Genomic DNA, 19632 nt, shown 5'->3' with positions numbered 1-19632 from the left:
CCTTAGGAGAACCTGTTCACTCACGAATACGCTGGTTCAGTTACAACGAAACAGCCTTGGATGCTCATTTACGGCAAGTAAATTCCGCATCCTCGGCTGTTTACGCTCTGATCAGCGCTCTTGAAGCAGACTCTTAGCAGTCCAGTGGATTGCGTTTTTCAGGATCGATGCCGAACTTGGCGATGGCTTCAGCCACGACTTTAGGTTCGATATCGCCACGATCAGCCAAGGCTTCCAGGGCTGCCAGCACCACGAAGTGACGATCGACTTCAAAGAAGTGACGCAGCTTCTTGCGGCTGTCGCTACGGCCGAAACCGTCGGTGCCCAGGACTTTGTATTCCTTGGTTGGAACCCACTGACGAATCTGATCAGCGAACAGCTTCATGTAATCCGTGGATGCGATGACCGGACCCTTGCGACCGTTCAGGCATTCCTCGACATAGCTCAGCTGCGGCTTCTGGCCAGGGTGCAGGCGGTTGTTGCGCTCTGCAGCCAGACCGTCGCGACGCAGCTCGTTGAAGCTGGTGACGCTCCAGACGTCGGCACCGATGTTGAACTCGTCACGGAGAATCTTCGCCGCTTCGCGAACTTCACGCAGGATGGTGCCCGAGCCCAGCAACTGGACGTGGTGCGCCGCTTCCTTGGTGTCTTCTTCGAGCAGGTACATGCCCTTGACGATGCCTTCTTCCACACCGGCCGGCATGGCTGGCTGGGCGTAGGACTCGTTCATCACGGTCAGGTAGTAGAAAACGTCCTGCTGCTCTTCGAACATCCGGCGCATGCCGTCCTGGATGATCACTGCCAGTTCGTAACCGTAAGTCGGGTCGAAGGTGCGGCAGTTCGGGATGGTCGATGCCAGGATGTGGCTGTGACCGTCTTCGTGCTGCAGGCCTTCACCGTTCAGTGTGGTACGGCCGGCGGTGCCGCCAATCAGGAAGCCACGGGTGCGGCTGTCGCCAGCGGCCCAGGCCAGGTCGCCGATACGCTGGAAACCGAACATCGAGTAGAAGATGTAGAACGGAATCATCGGCTGGTTGTGGCTGGAATACGAAGTACCGGCAGCGATGAAGGAGGACATGGCGCCCGCTTCGTTGATGCCTTCTTCGAGGATCTGGCCTTTCTTGTCTTCGCGATAGAACATCACTTGTTCTTTATCGACTGGCTCGTAGAGCTGGCCGACCGACGAGTAGATGCCCAGTTGGCGGAACATGCCTTCCATACCGAAGGTACGCGCTTCGTCCGGGATGATCGGCACGATGCGCTGACCGATTTCCTTGTCCTTGACCAGTTGCGTCAGGATGCGCACGAAAGCCATGGTGGTGGAAATTTCACGATCGCCCGAGCCATCCAGGATGGCCTTGAGGGTCTCGAGTGGCGGGGTCGGCAGGCTGAAGCTCTGCGCGCGACGCTGCGGTACGAAGCCACCCAGCGCAGCACGACGCTCGCTCAGGTAACGGGCTTCGGCGCTGCCTTCTTCCGGCTTGTAGAACGGCAGGGCTTCGAGTTCGGAGTCCTTGACCGGGATGTCGAAACGGTCACGGAAGTGACGCAGGCTGTCGACATCGACCTTCTTGGTGTTGTGCGCAGTGTTTTTCGCTTCGCCGGCGCCGGTGCCATAACCCTTGATGGTCTTGGCCAGAACAACGGTCGGTTGACCCTTGTGGTTGACGGCTTCGTGGTAGGCCGCATAGACCTTGTACGGGTCGTGGCCGCCACGGTTGAGTTTCCAGATCTCGTCGTCGGACAGATCGGCAACCATCGCCTTGAGTTCAGGCGAGTTGAAGAAGTGCTCGCGGACGAACGCGCCGTCCTTGGCCTTGTAGTTCTGGTATTCGCCGTCGATGACTTCGTCCATGCGACGTTGCAGGATACCGTCGACGTCCTTGGCCAGCAGTGGGTCCCAGAAACGGCCCCAGATGACTTTGGTGACGTTCCATTGGGCACCACGGAACACGCCTTCGAGTTCCTGGATGATCTTGGCGTTGCCGCGAACCGGGCCGTCGAGGCGCTGCAGGTTGCAGTTGACGACGAAGATCAGGTTGTCGAGCTTCTCGCGACCGGCCAGGGCGATGGCGCCCAGGGATTCCGGCTCGTCGGTCTCGCCGTCACCCAGGAAGCACCAGACTTTCTGCTTGCCTTCCGGGATGTAACCGCGGTGCTCCAGGTACTTCATGAAGCGCGCCTGGTAGATCGCCTGGATCGGGCCAAGGCCCATCGATACCGTCGGGAACTGCCAGAAATCTTTCATCAGCCACGGGTGTGGGTAAGACGACAGGCCATTGCCGTCGACTTCCTGACGGAAGTTGGTCATTTGCTCTTCGGTGATGCGGCCTTCCATGAATGCACGGGCATATACGCCTGGCGATGCGTGACCCTGGAAGTAGATCAGGTCGCCGCCGTGTTCGTCGGTCGGGGCCTGGAAGAAATAGTTGAAGCCGATGTCGTACAGCGTGGCGCTGGAGGCGAAGCTGGAGATGTGGCCGCCCAGATCCGGGTCGCCGATGTTGGTTTTGACAACCATGGCCAATGCGTTCCAGCGCACCAGCGAGCGAATGCGGCGTTCCATGAACAGGTCGCCAGGCATGCGTGCTTCGTGGGTGACAGGAATGGTGTTGCGATATGGCGTGGTGATGGCGTACGGCAGCTGCGAGCCACTACGGGTGGCCAGCTCGCCCAGACGGGTCATCAGGTAGTGAGCGCGGTCTTCGCCTTCTTTGTCGAGAACCGATTCCAGGGCGTCCAGCCATTCCTGGGTTTCGACGGGATCGAGGTCTTGCATGGCTTGCTCCAGGGCGGAAAGGCTTCCAGAATCGGTTGCCTGAGTTTGCGACTGGCCTTGTGGGCAGACGACATAAATTCTTGGATTACCGGAGGGTGGGATCCGGCGGCGTGTAGTTTTACTACAAATCGACGACGATTTCAGCCCTCCGAGTATCGGACCCAGTAGTAAAACTACAGAGAAGCGTCTCAATCGCTCCTGTTGTCGTGTAGCTTAAAACGTTACTGTTGATCGCTATTGAATATCTTGCAGGGAAAAAGCGGATTTTTATGCTTCTAATTTGATTTTTCCAGCAATTTATAACCTTTGTTCGACAAGCGGTGCTGGCAGACGCGTCTCGCCGTAACGACGGACGGGCGTCTGCACGCCGATCAAGGATAGACCATGAGCCTACCTTTACTGGCCGAATTTCCGGCCATTCTGCTGCCATCGATCACCCGCGCCCGGCAGATGTTTCAGGCCGCGCTGACTGCCTTGTCCGAGGACGCGCTGGCTTCTTTCAAAGCCTGGCCCGAGGCTCGAAAGGCAGCATTCGACCGGGTCTGCGCCGCCAGTGATTTTGTAACCGAACAAGTCTGCCGTGATCCGCAGATGCTCCTGCAACTGGCCGACTCGGGCGAGCTGGAGCGTAGTTTCTCTGCCGGCCAATTGCGCGGTCAGCTTGCCGATGCGCTGTCGAGCGCCGCCAGCGAGGATGAACTGGGGCGTAATCTACGTCGACAGCGCGCACGCCAGCAAGTACGGATTATCTGGCGTGACCTGACCCGTCAGGCAAACCTGATCGAAACCTGCCGTGACCTGTCGGACATGGCCGATGCGTCGATCGATCTGGCTTACCAATGGTTATACCCCCGGCATTGCCAGCAGTTCGGCACCCCGACCGGACGTCATTCCGGGCAGCCCCAGCATATGGTCATTCTGGGCATGGGCAAGCTCGGCGCGGTCGAACTGAACCTGTCTTCGGACATTGACCTGATCTTCGGTTACCCGGAGGGCGGCGAGACTGTCGGCACCAAGCGTGCGCTGGACAATCAGGAGTTTTTCATTCGCCTGGGCCAGCGGCTGATCAAGGCGCTCGACCCGGTGACCGTCGACGGTTTCGTGTTTCGGGTCGACATGCGCCTGCGCCCCTACGGCTCTTCCGGGGCACTGGTGCTCAGCTTCAACGCGCTGGAGCAGTATTACCAGGACCAAGGCCGGGACTGGGAACGTTACGCGATGATCAAGGCGCGTGTGGTCGGTGGCGATCAGGCTGCCGGTGCCGAACTGCTGGCGATGCTGCGTCCGTTCGTCTACCGCCGCTATCTGGATTTCTCGGCCATCGAAGCGCTGCGCACCATGAAGCAGCTCATTCAGCAGGAAGTGAAGCGCAAGGGCATGGCGGAGAACATCAAGCTGGGTGCTGGCGGCATTCGCGAGGTGGAGTTCATAGCCCAGGCCTTTCAACTGATTCACGGCGGCCGCGACCTGAGTCTGCAGCAGCGGCCGTTGTTCAAAGTGCTGAAAACCCTTGAGGGGCAGGGCTATCTGCCCTCGGCCGTGACCGAAGAGTTGCGCGAGGGCTACGAATTTCTGCGTTACACCGAGCACGCCATTCAGGCGATTGCCGACCGTCAGACGCAGATGCTCCCGGACAACGAACAGGATCAGGCGCGTGTTGCCCTGATCATGGGCTTCGCTGACTGGGCGGCCTTTCACGAGCGGCTGATGTACTGGCGTGGCCGTGTGGCCTGGCACTTTCGCCAGGTCATTGCTGACCCCGACGCCGACCCGGACGACGAGCAAGATGAAGATGACGAAGTGGTGGTGGGGGGCGAGTGGCTGCCGTTGTGGGAAGAGTCCCAGGACGAAGAAGCCGCGGGTCGCCAACTGTCGCAGGCCGGCTTCGTCGACGCCGAGAAGGCGTTGAAAAATCTGGCCAACCTGCGCAGCAGCCCCAACCTGCGTTCGATGCAGCGTCTGAGCCGTGAACGGCTGGACGCGTTCATCCCTCGTCTGCTGGCTCAGGCGGTGGAACATGAGAAGCCCGACCTGGTACTGGAACGCGTGCTGCCCTTGGTTGAGGCCGTCGCGCGGCGCTCGGCGTACCTGGTGCTGCTCACGGAAAACCCCGACGCGCTGCGACAACTGCTGACCCTGTGCGCCGCCAGCCCGTGGATTGCCGAACAGATCGCGCGCTTTCCGTTGCTGCTCGATGAGTTGCTCAACGAGGGGCGCCTGTTCAATCCGCCGCTGGCCCCGGAACTGGCGGCCGAGTTGCGCGAGCGGCTGATCCGTATCCCCGAGGACGACCTTGAACAACAGATGGAAGCCCTGCGGCATTTCAAACTGGCGCACAGCCTGCGGGTCGCGGCGTCCGAGATATCCGGCAGCCTGCCATTGATGAAAGTCAGTGATTACCTGACCTGGCTGGCCGAGGCGATTCTCGATCAGGTGCTCGCGCTGGCCTGGCGCTACAGCGTGGCCCGTCACGGCACGCCTTTACGCCCGGACGGCACGTTGTGCGATCCGGGCTTCGTGATCGTCGGCTACGGCAAGGTCGGCGGCATCGAGCTGGGGCACGGCTCCGATCTGGATCTGGTGTTCATTCATGATGGCGATCTGGAAGCAGAGACCGACGGTGCCAAGCCGATCGATACGGCGCAGTTCTTCACTCGGCTGGGGCAGCGGGTGATCCATTTGCTGACCACCCAAACCAACTCCGGTCAGCTGTATGACGTCGACATGCGCCTGCGGCCTTCGGGGGCCTCTGGTCTGCTGGTCAGCTCTCTGGGCGCTTTCGCCCGTTATCAGGCCAATGAGGCCTGGACCTGGGAGCATCAGGCGCTGGTCCGGGCGCGGGTCATGACCGGCAGCCGGGATGTCGGCGAGCAATTCGAGAAAGTCCGTGCCGATGTGTTGGGGCGCGAACGCGATCTGGACAAGCTGCGCGCCGAAGTCAGCGATATGCGCGCCAAGATGCGTGACAACCTCGGCACCCGCGTGACAGCGGCCGGCAGGGCGGCCAATGCCTTCGAGGCGGCGGTGCCATTCGACCTCAAGCAGGACGCCGGAGGTATCGTCGATATCGAATTTATGGTGCAATACGCCGCCTTGGCGTGGTCCAGAGAGCATCCCGCGCTGCTGCAATACACCGACAACATCCGGATTCTCGAAGGGCTTGAAGAGGCCGGACTGCTGCCGGATACGGATGCCGGCCTGTTGCGCGAGGCCTACAAGGCGTATCGCTCGGCGGCACATCGCCAGGCCTTGCAGAAGCAGGCAGGCGTGGTCAGCGGCGATCAGTTTCATGCCCAGCGGCGTGAAGTGATGCGGATCTGGACGCAGATGGGGTTGAGCTGAGCCTCACGGCAACGCCACATTCCGCTGCAACACTCTATAAAGCTATGACAGGGAGGCGACAGGTTGTGTGGGAACGTCACGCAGTCTGATCGGCCTCCCTGATCGTTTCTGGTCGTTTTTGGATAGAACATGAAAATTCTGATCGTTGGGCCTAGCTGGGTCGGTGACATGGTGATGGCACAAACGCTGTTCCAGTGTCTGAAACAGCGTCATCCCGAGTGCGAAATCGACGTGCTGGCCCCTGAATGGAGCCGTCCGATACTGGAGCGCATGCCGGAGGTTCGTGCTGCGCTCAGTTTTCCGCTGGGGCACGGAGCCCTGGAACTGGCGACCCGTCGCCGGATCGGCAAGTCCCTGGCTGGCCAATACGATCAGGCTATCCTGCTGCCCAACTCGCTGAAATCCGCGCTGGTGCCGTTTTTCGCAGGTATCCCGAAACGTACCGGCTGGCGCGGCGAGTTTCGCTACGGCCTGCTCAATGACGTGCGAACCCTCGACAAGCAGCGCTATCCGCTGATGATCGAGCGTTTCATGGCCCTGGCCTTCGACAAGGGCGTCGAGTTGCCGCGTCCTTACCCGCGGCCAAGCCTGCGCATCGACCCGACCACGCGCGATGCGGCACTGAGCAAATTCGGCCTGACTCTGGATCGTCCGGTATTGGCGCTGTGCCCCGGCGCGGAGTTCGGCGAGTCCAAACGCTGGCCCGCCGAGCATTACGCACAGGTTGCTGACGCGAGCATTCGCGAAGGCTGGCAAGTCTGGCTGTTTGGCTCGAAAAAGGATCACCCGGTCGGTGAGAGCATTCGTCAGGAGCTGATTCCCGGCCTGCGTGAGGAGTCCGTCAACCTCAGTGGCGAGACCTCGCTGGCCGAAGCCATTGACCTGCTGTCGTGCGCCGATGCCGTCGTGTCCAACGACTCCGGCCTGATGCATGTGGCCGCGGCGCTGAACCGTCCGCTGGTGGCGGTCTACGGGTCGACCTCACCGGGCTTCACACCGCCGCTGGCCGATGAAGTCGAGGTGGTGCGACTCGGCCTCGAGTGCAGCCCGTGCTTCGAGCGCACCTGCCGCTTCGGCCATTACAACTGCATGCGTCTGCTTGAGCCGGACGCCGTGACTCAGGCGCTGAGCCGCCTGAGTAGCACGCCGGTGGAGGTTGCCTGATTTTGCGGGTACTGCTGATCAAGACCTCTTCACTGGGTGATGTGATTCATGCCTTGCCCGCGCTGACCGATGCGGCGCGTGCGCTGCCCGGCATTCGCTTCGACTGGGTGGTCGAGGAAGGCTTCGCGGAAATTCCCGCCTGGCATCCTGCGGTCGACAGAGTGATCCCGGTGGCGATTCGCCGCTGGCGCAAACACCTCTGGCAGACCTTCAAATCCGGCGAGTGGCAGCGCTTCAAACAGCAGGTGCGCGAACAGCGCTATGATCTGGTGATCGATGCGCAGGGCCTGTTCAAAAGTGCCTGGCTGACACGCTATGTCGATGCGCCGGTGGCCGGTCTGGACCGCGATTCGGCACGCGAGCCGGTCGCCAGTCGCTTTTATGATCGTGCTTTTCCAGTGGCGCGCGGGCAGCATGCGGTCGAGCGGCTGCGTCAGTTGTTCGCTCAGGCGCTGGGTTATCCACAGCCGTCCGGCATGGGCGATTACGGTCTCAAGCCGCTGGCGGCTCTGAATGACAGTTTGCAGGCCCCGTTCGTGCTGTTCCTGCATGGCACGACCTGGGACACCAAACACTGGCCCGAGCTGTACTGGCGACAACTCGCCGAATTGATGGCTGCGCGCGGTCTGCAGGTGCAGTTGCCGTGGGGCAATCCGGCAGAGAAGGCTCGCGCCGAGCGTATTGCCGACGGTCTGAGCAATGCGCACGTGCTGCCAAAGCTGAATCTGGCAGGGGTAGCGCGGGTGCTGGCCAGCGCACAGGCATGTGTCGCGGTCGACACCGGCATCGGGCACCTGGCCGCCGCACTGGATGTGCCGACCATTTCCCTGTTCGGCCCGACCAATCCGGGCCTGACCGGAGCTTATGGCAAATCGCAGGTGCACTTGGCTAGCGACTACCCGGGCTGTACGCCGTGCCTGCAAAAGAAATGTACTTACCAACCGACCGCCGACGATCAGCGCCGGTTCGACCTTAAACGCGAGTGGCCGATGTGCTTCACTCGCTTGAATCCCGAGCGAGTAGCGAGCCAATTGGGCGCGCTGTTGCTGGCAAAGGAACCTGGCTGATGCAACTGGCTTTTGTACTGTACAAATACTTCCCGTTCGGCGGCTTGCAGCGCGACTTCATGCGTATCGCGCTGGAGTGCCAGCAGCGCGGCCATCAGATCCGCGTGTACACCCTGATCTGGGAAGGCGATGTGCCGCCCGGTTTCGAGGTGCTGGTGGCGCCGGTCAAGGCGTTCTTCAATCATCGGCGCAACGAAAAGCTCAGCGCATGGATGGAGGCGGACCTGGCCAAACGTCCGGTGGACCGCCTGATCGGCTTCAACAAGATGCCCGGTCTGGATGTGTATTACGCCGCCGACGGCTGCTTCGAGGACAAGGCGCAGAACCTGCGCAGCCCGCTGTATCGCAAGTGGGGCCGTTATCGCCACTTTGCCGACTACGAGCGCGCGGTGTTCGCCAGGGACTCGAAAACCCAGGTGTTGATGATTTCCGAGGTGCAGCAGCCGCTGTTCATCAAGCATTACGACACCCCGCCGTCGCGCTTTCATTTGCTGCCGCCGGGGATTTCCCAGGATCGCCGCGCGCCGCCGGATGCGCCTGAGATCCGTGCAGGCTTTCGCAAGGAATTCGGCCTTGCCGACGATGATCTGTTATTGGTGCAGATCGGCTCCGGTTTCAAGACCAAGGGCGTGGATCGCAGCCTGAAGGCGCTCGCGGCTCTGCCTGCCGAGCTGAAGAAGCGCACGCGACTGTTTGTAATCGGTCAGGACGACCCCAAAGTATTCCAATTGCAGAGCGCGTCGCTCGGCCTGGGTGATCAGGTGACCTTCATGAAAGGGCGCAGCGATATTCCGCGTTTTCTGCTGGGTGCCGACCTGCTGATTCATCCGGCTTACAACGAAAACACCGGAACCGTGCTGCTCGAAGCGCTCGTCGCGGGTTTGCCGGTACTGGTCAGCGCGGTCTGTGGTTACGCTCACTATATTGCCGAGGCCGATTGCGGGCGGGTGCTGGATGAGCCGTTCGAGCAGGCGCAGCTCAATCGCTACCTGTCGGAGATGCTTCAGGACGATGCTGCACGCAGCGCCTGGTCGAGCAATGGCCTGACCTTTGCCGACAAGGCAGACCTTTACAGCATGCCGCAACACGCTGCGGATGTGATTCTGGCGGAGCACTACTGATGAAGCTGTTCCTTGCTGAGCCGTTCAAGAGCCTGTGGGCGGGGCGCGATGCGTTCGTCGAGGTCGAAGGCCTGAGCGGTGAGGTCTACCGCGAACTGGAAGGGCGCCGCACGCTGCGCACCGAGGTCGACGGGCGCGGTTACTTCGTCAAGATCCACCGCGGTATCGGCTGGGGCGAGATCGCCAAGAACCTGGCGACCGCCAAGCTACCGGTACTGGGCGCGGGCAAGGAATGGGACGCCATCGAGCGTCTGCACGAAGTCGGTGTTCCGACCATGACCGCCGTGGCCTATGGTGAACGTGGCAGCAACCCTGCCGCACAGCACTCGTTCATCGTCACCGAAGAACTGGCACCGACCACCAGTCTCGAAGACGTAAGCCTGAACTGGCGCAACGAGCCGCCCGAGCCGCGTCTGAAAAGAGCCTTCATTGCCGAAGTCGCCCGCCTGGTCGGCATAATGCACCGCGCAGGCGTCAATCATCGCGACTGCTACATCTGCCATTTTCTGCTGCACACCGACAAGCCGGTGACCGCTGACGATTTCAAACTGTCGGTCATTGACCTGCACCGTGCCCAGACCCGTCGTGCGATCACGCCGCGCTGGCGCAACAAGGACCTGGCCGCGCTGTATTTTTCGGCGCTGGACATCGGCCTGACCCGCCGCGACAAATTGCGTTTTCTGCAGGGCTATTTCCAGAAGCCGTTGCGCGAAATCCTGCTCAAGGAAGCGGCGTTGCTGACCTGGCTGGATAAAAAAGCCGACAAGTTGTACCAGCGCAAAGTGCGCTACGGAGACGCACTCTGATGGCGGGCTGGAAGCTCGAGCCCGAGTACGCCTTCCTGGAGCAGGAATTCGGTAGCCTGGATGCCGTGTTCGCCCTGCAAGGGCAGCAGTTGACCCGCGACCCGCTGTCCGACGTCATCCGCGTCGAGCGCGGCGGGGTTTACTACTACGTCAAACGCTACGTGGGTGCGGGCAAGGGCCTGCGTCGCTACATGGGCAAGCCGAGGGTCAAGTCCGAATGGCAGAACCTCAAGCGCTTCGCCAAATGGGGCATCCCCACCGCAGAGGTCGTGGCCTGGGGGCTCGAGCGCAATGGCGCGGCGTATGATCGTGGCGCACTGATCACGCGTGGCTTGCCGAACACTGAAGACTTGTCGGCGCTGGCGCAACGCAAGGACCCGCGACTGGCTGACCGCCACTGGGTCGATGCGCTCAGCCGCCAGTTGGCTACCTTTACCCGGATCATGCACGACAACCATTTCACGCATAACGATTTGAAATGGCGCAACCTGCTGGTCGATAACGAAGGCAAGCTGTTTTTCATCGACTGCCCCAATGGCGCATTCTGGTGGAGTTTCATGCTGCGCTACCGGATCACCAAGGATCTGGCCTGCCTGGACAAGGTCGCCAAGTACCACTTGTCGGCCACCCAGCGTTTGCGCTTCTACCTGCAATACCGCCAGCGAACGCATTTGAACGCCTCCGACAAAAAACGTATTCGACATATCGTCAGCTTTTTCGAGGGCCGTGAATGAGCGTTTTTATTGCCAGCGCCGACCAGCCTTTACTGGCGCGTCACAACCTGGCTGATTTTGAATCGCTTTGGAACATCAGACTCGATGCGGTCGATGAACCCAATACCGGACGCGGCGGCTGGAGCAGTGTGTTCCGCCTAGACCTGGACGGTCAGGGGTTTTACCTCAAGCGCCAGAGCAATTACCTGACTCATACGTTGCATCACCCGTTTGGCGAACCGTCGTTCTCGCGCGAGTTTCGTAACATCAGTCGCTATCGCAAGCTGAGGATTCCGGCGCTGCAGGCGGTGTTCTACGGTGAGCGCAAGGTCGACGGCGAGCGTCGGGCGATCCTGATGACGCGTGCGCTGGACGGCTGGACCGATCTCGACGAACTGTTGCAGCAGTGGGACCACATGGAGGCCGCTCAGCGTCAGGCAATACTGCACGCCTGCGGCCAGCTGGCGCGCACGCTGCACGGCGCCGGACAGGTGCATGGCTGCTTCTATCCCAAGCATATTTTTCTTCAGGCCGCCGGTACGGCGTATCAGGCGCAACTGATCGACCTGGAAAAAACCCGCCCTGTGATCTTTGGCAAGCGTGACCTTGCCCGCGACCTCGAACCGCTGCTGCGCCGTGCGCCGATGTGGAATGAGACGGATCGGCGAGAGCTGTTGGCGGCTTATCTGCAAGCCACGCCGAACAGCCTGCTGGTCGACGCCTGGAGTGCGCGTCTGGGCAAGCGCGGCGCTCACAAACGAGACCTTCAACACCGCGATGATAAAGAGACCCGTTGATGCGCCTGTCTGAACTCAAGACCGCCGGACGTACCCCCGAGTTGCCGATGAGCCTGACGCTGGCCGACGCTGCCGGATCGGCTGAACTGCAATTGCTGACCCTGCTGCGTGTGTTGCCGGGGCAGCGTTATGTCGGCGCCGGTGTCTGGCGAGGCCGGCCGGTGCTGGCAAAACTGCTGGTGGGCGACAAGGCGGCCCGGCACTTTCAGCGTGAGCTGGCCGGAGTAAAGCTGCTTGCCGAGCAAGGTCTGACCACACCGCTGCTGCTGGCCGACGGTCTGCAGGACGGCGAGGGGGGCTGGCTGTTGTTCGAGTTTCTGGAGCAGGCCTCAAGCCTGGGCGATGCCTGGAACGCCGTTCAGCACCTGCCACCGCTGGCAGACGAGCAGCAAGCGGTGCTCGGCGAGGCGCTATCGGCTATTGCCCGGCAGCACGCAAAAGGCCTGTGGCAGGAAGACCTGCACCTGGACAACCTGCTGCGCCACAACGGGCAGCTGTACCTGATCGATGGCGCCGGCATTCGCGCTGAGCAGGCTGGTACGCCGTTGTCCCGGCAAAAGGTGCTGGAAAACCTCGGCGTGTTCTTTGCCCAGTTGCCCAGGTCTTTCGAACCTTTCACTGAAGAGCTGCTGGTTTATTACCTGTTGAGCAATGCCGAACATGGTTTGCCGATGGAGGCACTGCAAAAGCAGATCGACAAGGTTCGCAGCTGGCGGTTAAAGGATTTCATGAGCAAGACCGTGCGCGACTGCAGTCTGTTCAGCGTCGAGGACAGCGCTTCGGTATTCCGCGCCATCCGTCGTGAAGAAGAGCCTGCGATGCTGCCGGTGCTGAGTCAGGCGGATGCCTTGCTCGACAAGGCCCACCTGTACAAGACCGGGGGCGCTGCGAGTGTCGGTCGTGTCGAAGTCAGCGGTCGTACGCTGGTCATCAAGCGCTACAACATCAAGAACTTCAGCCACTGGCTCAAGCGTTTCTGGCGCCCCAGCAGGGCCTGGCATTCGTGGCGTGAAGGCAACCGGTTGATGTTCCTCGGCATCGCGACACCCAAACCGCTGGCAGTGCAGGAAAAGCGCTTTCTCGGTTTGCGCAGCAAGGCCTGGCTGGTCACCGAATTCATCGACGGACCGGACATCATCGAACGCTTCGCTGCGTATGTGGAAAGCGGTGATGCGCCAGAGGTCGAACTGCTGGCGCTGGATCGGCTTTTCGCGCAGCTTATCCAGGCGCGCATCAGCCACGGTGATTTCAAGGGGCATAACCTGTTCTGGCATGTGGATCGCTGGGCGATGATCGACCTGGACGCCATGCAGCAGCACAGCTCCCAATCGTCATTCGCGGCGGCCTACGCCCGAGACCGGGCCCGCTTCATGCGCAACTGGCCCGCGCAGAGCGCGCTGCACCAGTTGCTGGAACAGCGCTTGCCGAAGCTTGCGACAGACTGAGCCCAGCTGACTCTCTTGCCAGCGCGGAGCGCTCACCGGAAGGTGCAGACTCTCGTGGCAATGCTCCGCGTTGGCATGCGGTTCTGGACGCTCCGCGTTCTCTGTGTGACGCAGAGCGTCCGCATCCTCAGGTAGCGCGTTTGAGGTTCATCGCTTCGAGTGCCGCCACCAGTGCATCAATGTCGTCGAAGGGCTTGAGGTGGATACTCGGCCAGCGCAGACGTTCGATGTACAGCTTGCCTTCGGCATTGCGCAGCACCGGTGTGTGGTGAATCCAGGTGTCGCGTGCGCGATGGACGATGGTTTGCAGGTCGCCTTCACCCTCCTGTAACAAAAACATTCCCGGCCTGGAGAGGCGTTTCTCGATGCTCGGCAGCTTGGCTGACTGTGCACGCAGCACTTCCATCTCCACCCGATAATCAGCTTTGATGTAGACCTTTTTAGTCGCTATGCGACCCGAGACGAGCTCCCCCGGATCCAGCGTTATGCCCTTCGAATGCCCCGGAGCCACATCGACGACCCGCAGGCCGATCCCGCCTTCCAGTTCGGCAATACCGGGCACGACGCCCTGGTAGGTATTGGAATGGCTGTTGCCGACCAGCGCTATCCACTTGTGTGACCCCATTACGTCCTGATGCCTGCGGATTGTGCGCGAGGCAAAGTAATTCATCATTTGCTGGCGGGTAAGGGGCTCTTCCTCGGCGAGGCCTTTGAGGTGGTAACTGCTTGCGCAATCGATGGCGCGAATCTCCAGACCCTGCTGCCGCGCGCTGATGATCAGCCGTTCGAAGGTGTAGACCCCGTCCGGATCGGTGTGATGCCCGCGGTCCAGGGTTTTCAGGTCATGCAGCAGGGTTTTGCTCATCTGCCCTGTTTCGAGGAAACGATCCAGGTCTGCCTGATGCAGATCGCTCAACAGGTGCTCCATGTACAGCGTTTTGACGTTCTGCTGCGACAGCAACGGCAGGTTGTCGATAATCAGTTTTTTGCTGGCGATCGAAGAGTGTGACTCGCCAATAACCAGGCCTTCAGTATGGCGATACAGGGTCTCAAGCAATCCGGCGGTGCTTGTCTGAGGTTCGATGGCGGGTAACGTCGGGCGAGGCGGCAGTTGAGTTGCACTGATCCTGGCGGCGTCCTGTTGCAGATTCTTGCGCCGCAGGTCGAATGTATTGCGCACGGTATCGAGTTCGATGTCGTCAAAAAAATACTCCATATCGAGTCCCTTCTTTTCGAAGTGCGCCAGACGATGCAGCGTTGTTCTGGTGTCCAGCGGCATTTCGTAGGTGGCATCGGTCAGCGATTGCTGGATGGCCGTCATTGCTCTGTCAGCGCTCCAGTCATCAGGTTCCACGCGCAGCCAGGTATCGTTTTCGTCAAGGATAAACCCGTACTCGCCCGCCCAGCGCTCTCCCTCGGTAATCGCGGCCGGGTCGCCCAGCTCGCGAATCAACAGGTTATCCAGAGCAGTGGCAGGGGGCAGCGGCCCGGCGGGCAGCGCCGGATCGGCAAACGCTATGGTGAAGTCGCAGTGGGTCGGCGTGTTTTCAGGCGCACCAGTCGCGCCTTGCCTGATGCGGGTCGGTCGTCCGGCGGGGATGTCCTGAACATGCACACTGACTGCGCCCTGCATTTCAGCGATGCCGGGCACTTGATCGTGTGTGGTGGCAAGCTTCTGGTCGAGCAGTGCCACCCAGCGCCTGGCGGAGGCCGGCTCGATGTCGTGATTCATAACGTTGTGGCCGAAGAAATTGCTCATTTTCATGGCCGAGGTCGGGTCATCGGCAGCCGCCAGAACCGTATGGCCGATAAACGGATAGCTGATCGAGGAACTGAACGGGCGAACCTCGATACCGTAACGGTGGGCTGTCTTGATCAGGTGATAGTAATCGTATTCGCTGCTGGCGTTATTCAGGGCGCCACGATTGGTCTCTTGCAGGTAGTACTTGAGCTCACGAGAGCCTGAGCGACTCTTTTTGCCCAGTTGGCGATACCTGGCCAGCTTGCGAAGGTGTTTGTCGGTCAGCAGGTGCTCGATGTACAGCACCTCGACACGCTGCTCTGCGAGCAAGGGCATGTTGAGCAGTAGCAGACGTTTGCTGGCCACTGACTTCGGGGCCTCGCTGAACACCAGCCCGTTACTGTGACTGAAGATGTGCTTGATGAGTGTGTCGACGCTGCCAGGCAGGCCATAGGCGGGCAGGCTCGGCCTGGGCGGCGGCGTGAAACCGGCAAAAAAGGCCAGGGCGTCTTGATAGAGTTTTTCCCGGCGCGCGGTGAAGGTCTGGCGCACCTCGGTGAAATACGTTTCGAAATAGACTTCCAGGCCTGCGCCGGTCGGATCGAAGACTTCCTTGTTGATGACGATGTCCAGATGCGCACGCATGTCGCCCGGCATCTCGTAGTCGCCCAAGGTGTTCAGCGAGCTGGCGCTGGCTTCCTCAGGCAGCGGTCGATAAGTGCCCGGAGCGTCAAGCCCGCCGCCGTGAAGGCGCTGCCGTTCGACGAGCAGCCACTGGTCCTGATCATTCAGGCGAACCGGCTGTTTGCCGAAGAAGGCGAACGGATTGGCCGGGTCGATGATCTGCCAGTAACGCAAGTGTGCGTCGTACTGAACTTCAAAGGCCCGGTCTGACAGCTGGATGTAGTGTTTTCCATTGATCGCCTGCACGCCTTTTGCGTGACCATCGGCGATGCGTGGCACGTTATCCAGCGAAATGTCGACGGCCAGATCGATGCGCAAACCCGATGGCACGCGCTTCGCGGCCGGTGGCAGCGGGAAAAGCGGCTGCCAGGCGCCACCTGTCTCTCGTGCAGCGAACTGACCGGTTGCCAGCGGTGGTGCCGAGGCGACATGGGACGCCTGGAAAACCGCAGCATGCCCGTGGACATTGGGCTTGCCGAGCAGGAATACCTGCTCTTGCAGCTCTACCGGGTACAGATCCTCGTAACGTGGCAGCGAAGGCTGGCGCTGGAGCGAGCGCAGCACCGGGGTCGAATGCTGACTGTTCTCAAGCTGATGCAAAACGCCCAGTCCTTTCAGACCCACCAGCAAATCGCTGCCTGCACCGAGGCCGTTGAGCAGTGCCGACAGCATGTAGCTCGTGGCGCGCTCCCGGTCGCCCGCGCTCAGCGCGGCCAGTGCCTGACTGCTGTCATGCAATGAAATCAGGCTGCCCACCGCAAAGCTTGCCGGCGGGAAGGGCAGGGTCAGGGCCGTGGCAATGATTTCGACACTGACCCAGATCAGCTTGGCCAGCATGTCGTGGCGGCCGGTGGTGGTTTCTTCCACATCACGCAACCGGCGCTCCAGTGGCCGGTTGAAACAGGTATCGGCAAAGTCTGAAATGAATGCCCTGGGGATGACCGGAGGCTTGTTGGCGTTGCCCCTCTGCATGTCCCGCAAGAAGAACGACAGGGTCCGGCGGGCCTTGATGCGGCAGCGATCCTTGTAGTAATCGATCATCCCTTCGCTGTTCAGCGAGTTTATTAAGTCGCTGAATAGACGGAATTCGATACCGTCAGGTGCCTGCGGCGTATAAAGCAGCGCGGCGTGACGGATCTGTGTCGGCAAAATGATCAGGCAGCCCTGAACGGTTTCGATGTGAGTCAACAGCGTACTGGGGATAACCAGTTGATCGACATCGGTCAGTCCCGAGGCGATCAGGGGTTTGTCCACATGTACTTGCAGGGGGTAAAGGGGATATTGCTCGCGTGAAGCCAAATCGCTCAGGTGCGCGTTATCCAGTGATTGCTTGAGCCAGACATACTGCGCGGCTTCGACATGACCTTTCAGAAGACTGCGCAGTGCAGCTGCCTTCATCTGCAGTTGGGTGATCATCACGCTGCACTGGCGACGGTAGGCGTAGCCATCGTTTTCGCTGTTCAGCAGGGTGTTTCTGATCAGCGCAATGTACTCGTCCGCCAGCCACTGGCCGCGCACCGAGCCAGCGACGGCAGCAGGTGACAATGCGCTCAGGTCGATACCCGGCGGGCCGCTGAACGTGGCGTCGGTGGCTGCTGAAGTCCGCAAGGGATCGATACTGTCGTCGTAGCCTTTGAGCAGCATGTCGGTGTAGGTCAGCGTTTCGCGTTCGCTGGTGATCACGATCAGATCGGGGTCTACCGTACCTGCAGGCACGCCCAGCAGTTTGCCTATCTGCTGGCTGGCACGCTGGTGCAGGTAGTCCTTGAACGATTGAACGCCGGTGTGCGGTTGGGCCTTATAGTTGCCCAGCGCGCCATCGATGGCGTGTTCAAGGGCCATTAGTTCCCGGCGTTGGGCGCGGCTGGCGCGCAGGTACCAGTCCGGAGTATGGCGCGCCTGCTCGGAGAGCAAGACGCGGGTCTGCTCGTCGGTAAAGCTGCGCAATGCCGTCTCGCAGTCGGGGTGATCGATGAATTGCAGAAAGTTCTTTGCGGGCTGCGGTTTCTCGCGCAGGGCCGCCAGTTGCGCGGCCAGTTCCGGGCGGGCAGCGACCTCTACCTGATCGAGCAGCCAGGCCGTCATTACGGGCGATGCGGTCCAGCCGATCAGCTCATGCAGCAGGTGGGTCTCGGTGTCGAAGGCCTTGAAATACTGCTGCCCAGGCGCCTCGACGGCGACCATGACCAGCCGCTGCGCCCGGCCTTGAGCGTCCTGCTTGCGAAACACCAGCAATCTGGCCATCACGTTGCGGTCATTCAGTTTGATCTGCTGCACACGCAACGTGGGATCAGGCGCACCTGCCGCCGTGCTGGTCAGCGCTGCGACAATGGCAAAATCATCGGGCTGGATATGCCCCTGCATCTTCGCCGCCCAGCCGAGCGTGGTCAGTCGGGTTCGCGCCAGTGCGCGCAGCATCTGTTGGTTGTGTTCCTGCTGGTAGGCGTCGCGCTGAAACGTGCCAAACACCGCGCGCAGATCGAGTTCGTCAATCACACGGGCAAGGTAGGCCGGGTTCAAGGCCGAATAGGCTGCATCCAGCGGCTGGCCATCGAGGGTGATGAGCGTCTGCTCGAGGAAGTCCGAGCCCGCTGTCTCGTCACCTGGATGCAGGCCATAGAGTGCCAGTTCGGTCAGCGGCAGCGTCACGCGATAGGTCTCGCTCGTCGATGGCAGCGTGCGCCGGGTGTCGATGATCAAGGCCCGAGGGTCCAGATCGTGGCCCAGGTCATTGGCCAGGCGCGTGCGCAACTGCATGTCGGCAAACCGCTCCGGCGACGCCGCGCTGCCCAGTACGCTGAGCATTGCTGCATGCGCCGCGTCGTAGTGTCGCAGGTGCAGGGCATAGGTCTGCAGGTCAGCCGCGCTGGCGATCTTCATCCATTCGGGCAAGTCCCGCTGATACTGACGTTGTCTATTGATCAGTTCACGCAGCTCGAGCATGGCGGCCGGGCCCAGCAGGCCAGGCATGTCGATGGCTTGCTGGATCAGCGACTGACGCTTGAGCCGATCCGCCATGCCGGGCTGTTCGCAGGCGTAACGGATGTCGTTGCGCTGTTTGTTCAGCAACCGGTCGAACGCGTGAATGAACGGTGCCGTGGTGACGGGCTGCAAGTGCACGTCGGCAGCCGTGAAGGGTTCCAGATACAGGTCGGCGTCCTGCAGTATCTCGGCGAGCCGGTCCTGATGCTGTCGTTCCGCGTTGCTGAGCAGCGCATCGCGCAGCCCGGGTGTGTTGAGCCACTGCGCAAGGCTTGTGATCATGATGGCCTGTGTGGCAAAACCGGTGATTCCGAGCCCCGGCAGCATCAATAACGTGCGCCCCTGACCCTCGGAAATCACCAGCACACCGGCCATTTCAATCTGTTCGTCGTCGTGCAGTTGCACCCGTACCGTAGAGCAGGCAAGCGCGGAGTCTTGTGCCTGATCGGGTGACTCGGGCAGACAGGCCAGGTAGCCACTGTCGAGATCGCGCTCGTGAATCCTGACGCGGGCTTCGTCGTGCAGGGCCCGTTGTAACGCCGCTACGAGTCGATCCCGGCGGCTTTCACCGGTTTCGCCCGGGGCGCTCCAGTAGTCGTCGATCTGTTGCAACAGGCTGAAGATTTCCAGTTCTCGCTCGGACACGTCGGTGCCTTCGAGGGCGCTCAGCAAGGCTTCGCCAGGTCGGGGTAACGCGTCCAGTTCCCTGGCCAGAAGGGTGCGCAGTTCATCGAGCCTTTTCAGTGCCGCGGACGCGCCAGGCCAGGTATCGACGGGCGTCTCCGGTACAAGGGTCAGGGTTGAAAGGTTGAATTTCAGAGGGGGTGTTTGCGTCATGACAGGCTTTCCATTGCGTTAGGCGCTGAGGGTTTGATCAACGGCCTCGGGGGCTGTGACTAAAGGCCTCAATTAATCAGACGCAACCAGCCGCGACGTTATAGATAAATATGGGGTGTGACGAAAAAGACGTTTCGTACACCGTCTGGCGGGC

10 protein-coding genes are annotated in these 19632 nt (G+C 60.9%); 8 read left to right on the top strand and 2 right to left on the bottom strand.

What is annotated here, in order from left to right:
* Window positions 1–133: 133 nt before the first annotated feature.
* Window positions 134–2779, bottom strand: coding sequence for a pyruvate dehydrogenase (acetyl-transferring), homodimeric type (aceE, locus tag JOE33_RS11495; RefSeq protein WP_003422379.1), 2646 nt, complete (start codon window positions 2777–2779; stop codon window positions 134–136).
* 384 nt (window positions 2780–3163) lie between these two features.
* Between aceE and glnE the strand changes: the two genes are divergently transcribed.
* The 8 genes from glnE (at window position 3164) to JOE33_RS11455 (ending at window position 13234) form a co-directional block, all read left to right on the top strand.
* Window positions 3164–6121, top strand: a complete 2958-nt coding sequence (glnE, locus tag JOE33_RS11490) for a bifunctional [glutamate--ammonia ligase]-adenylyl-L-tyrosine phosphorylase/[glutamate--ammonia-ligase] adenylyltransferase (RefSeq protein ID WP_096130733.1) — start codon at window positions 3164–3166, stop codon at window positions 6119–6121.
* A gap of 129 nt (window positions 6122–6250) precedes the next feature.
* Window positions 6251–7285 carry a lipopolysaccharide heptosyltransferase II gene (gene waaF, locus JOE33_RS11485; RefSeq protein WP_187625033.1) on the top strand — a complete coding sequence of 345 codons (1035 nt, stop codon included), beginning with the start codon at window positions 6251–6253 and terminating at the stop codon, window positions 7283–7285.
* A gap of 2 nt (window positions 7286–7287) precedes the next feature.
* Window positions 7288–8352 (top strand): lipopolysaccharide heptosyltransferase I, encoded by a 1065-nt coding sequence (gene waaC / locus JOE33_RS11480; RefSeq protein WP_187625034.1) that lies wholly within the window; start codon window positions 7288–7290, stop codon window positions 8350–8352.
* Entirely contained in the window at window positions 8352–9473 is a 1122-nt protein-coding gene (locus JOE33_RS11475) for a glycosyltransferase family 4 protein (protein ID WP_187625035.1), read from the top strand. The genes waaC and JOE33_RS11475 overlap by 1 nt, the downstream gene beginning before the upstream one ends.
* Complete coding sequence (gene rfaP / locus JOE33_RS11470; RefSeq protein WP_187625036.1) at window positions 9473–10279, top strand: lipopolysaccharide core heptose(I) kinase RfaP; 807 nt, start codon at window positions 9473–9475, stop codon at window positions 10277–10279. The genes JOE33_RS11475 and rfaP overlap by 1 nt, the downstream gene beginning before the upstream one ends.
* Window positions 10279–11013: a lipopolysaccharide kinase InaA family protein gene (locus tag JOE33_RS11465; RefSeq protein WP_187625037.1), complete on the top strand. Its 735-nt coding sequence runs from the start codon at window positions 10279–10281 to the stop codon at window positions 11011–11013. The genes rfaP and JOE33_RS11465 overlap by 1 nt, the downstream gene beginning before the upstream one ends.
* Window positions 11010–11789 carry a lipopolysaccharide kinase InaA family protein gene (locus JOE33_RS11460; protein WP_187625038.1) on the top strand — a complete coding sequence of 260 codons (780 nt, stop codon included), beginning with the start codon at window positions 11010–11012 and terminating at the stop codon, window positions 11787–11789. The genes JOE33_RS11465 and JOE33_RS11460 overlap by 4 nt, the downstream gene beginning before the upstream one ends.
* Window positions 11789–13234 carry a lipopolysaccharide kinase InaA family protein gene (locus JOE33_RS11455; protein WP_187625039.1) on the top strand — a complete coding sequence of 482 codons (1446 nt, stop codon included), beginning with the start codon at window positions 11789–11791 and terminating at the stop codon, window positions 13232–13234. The genes JOE33_RS11460 and JOE33_RS11455 overlap by 1 nt, the downstream gene beginning before the upstream one ends.
* 127 nt (window positions 13235–13361) lie before the next feature.
* Here the strand turns inward: JOE33_RS11455 and JOE33_RS11450 are convergent, their stop codons facing one another.
* On the bottom strand, window positions 13362–19478 hold the full coding sequence (locus tag JOE33_RS11450; protein ID WP_187625040.1) for a membrane-targeted effector domain-containing toxin: 6117 nt from the start codon (window positions 19476–19478) through the stop codon (window positions 13362–13364).
* Between the last annotated feature and the right edge of the window lie 154 nt (window positions 19479–19632).

The organism is Pseudomonas sp. PvP027 (assembly GCF_017833005.1).
GTDB lineage: Bacteria > Pseudomonadota > Gammaproteobacteria > Pseudomonadales > Pseudomonadaceae > Aquipseudomonas > Aquipseudomonas congelans.
This window is presented reverse-complemented; position numbering and strand designations above follow the sequence as displayed.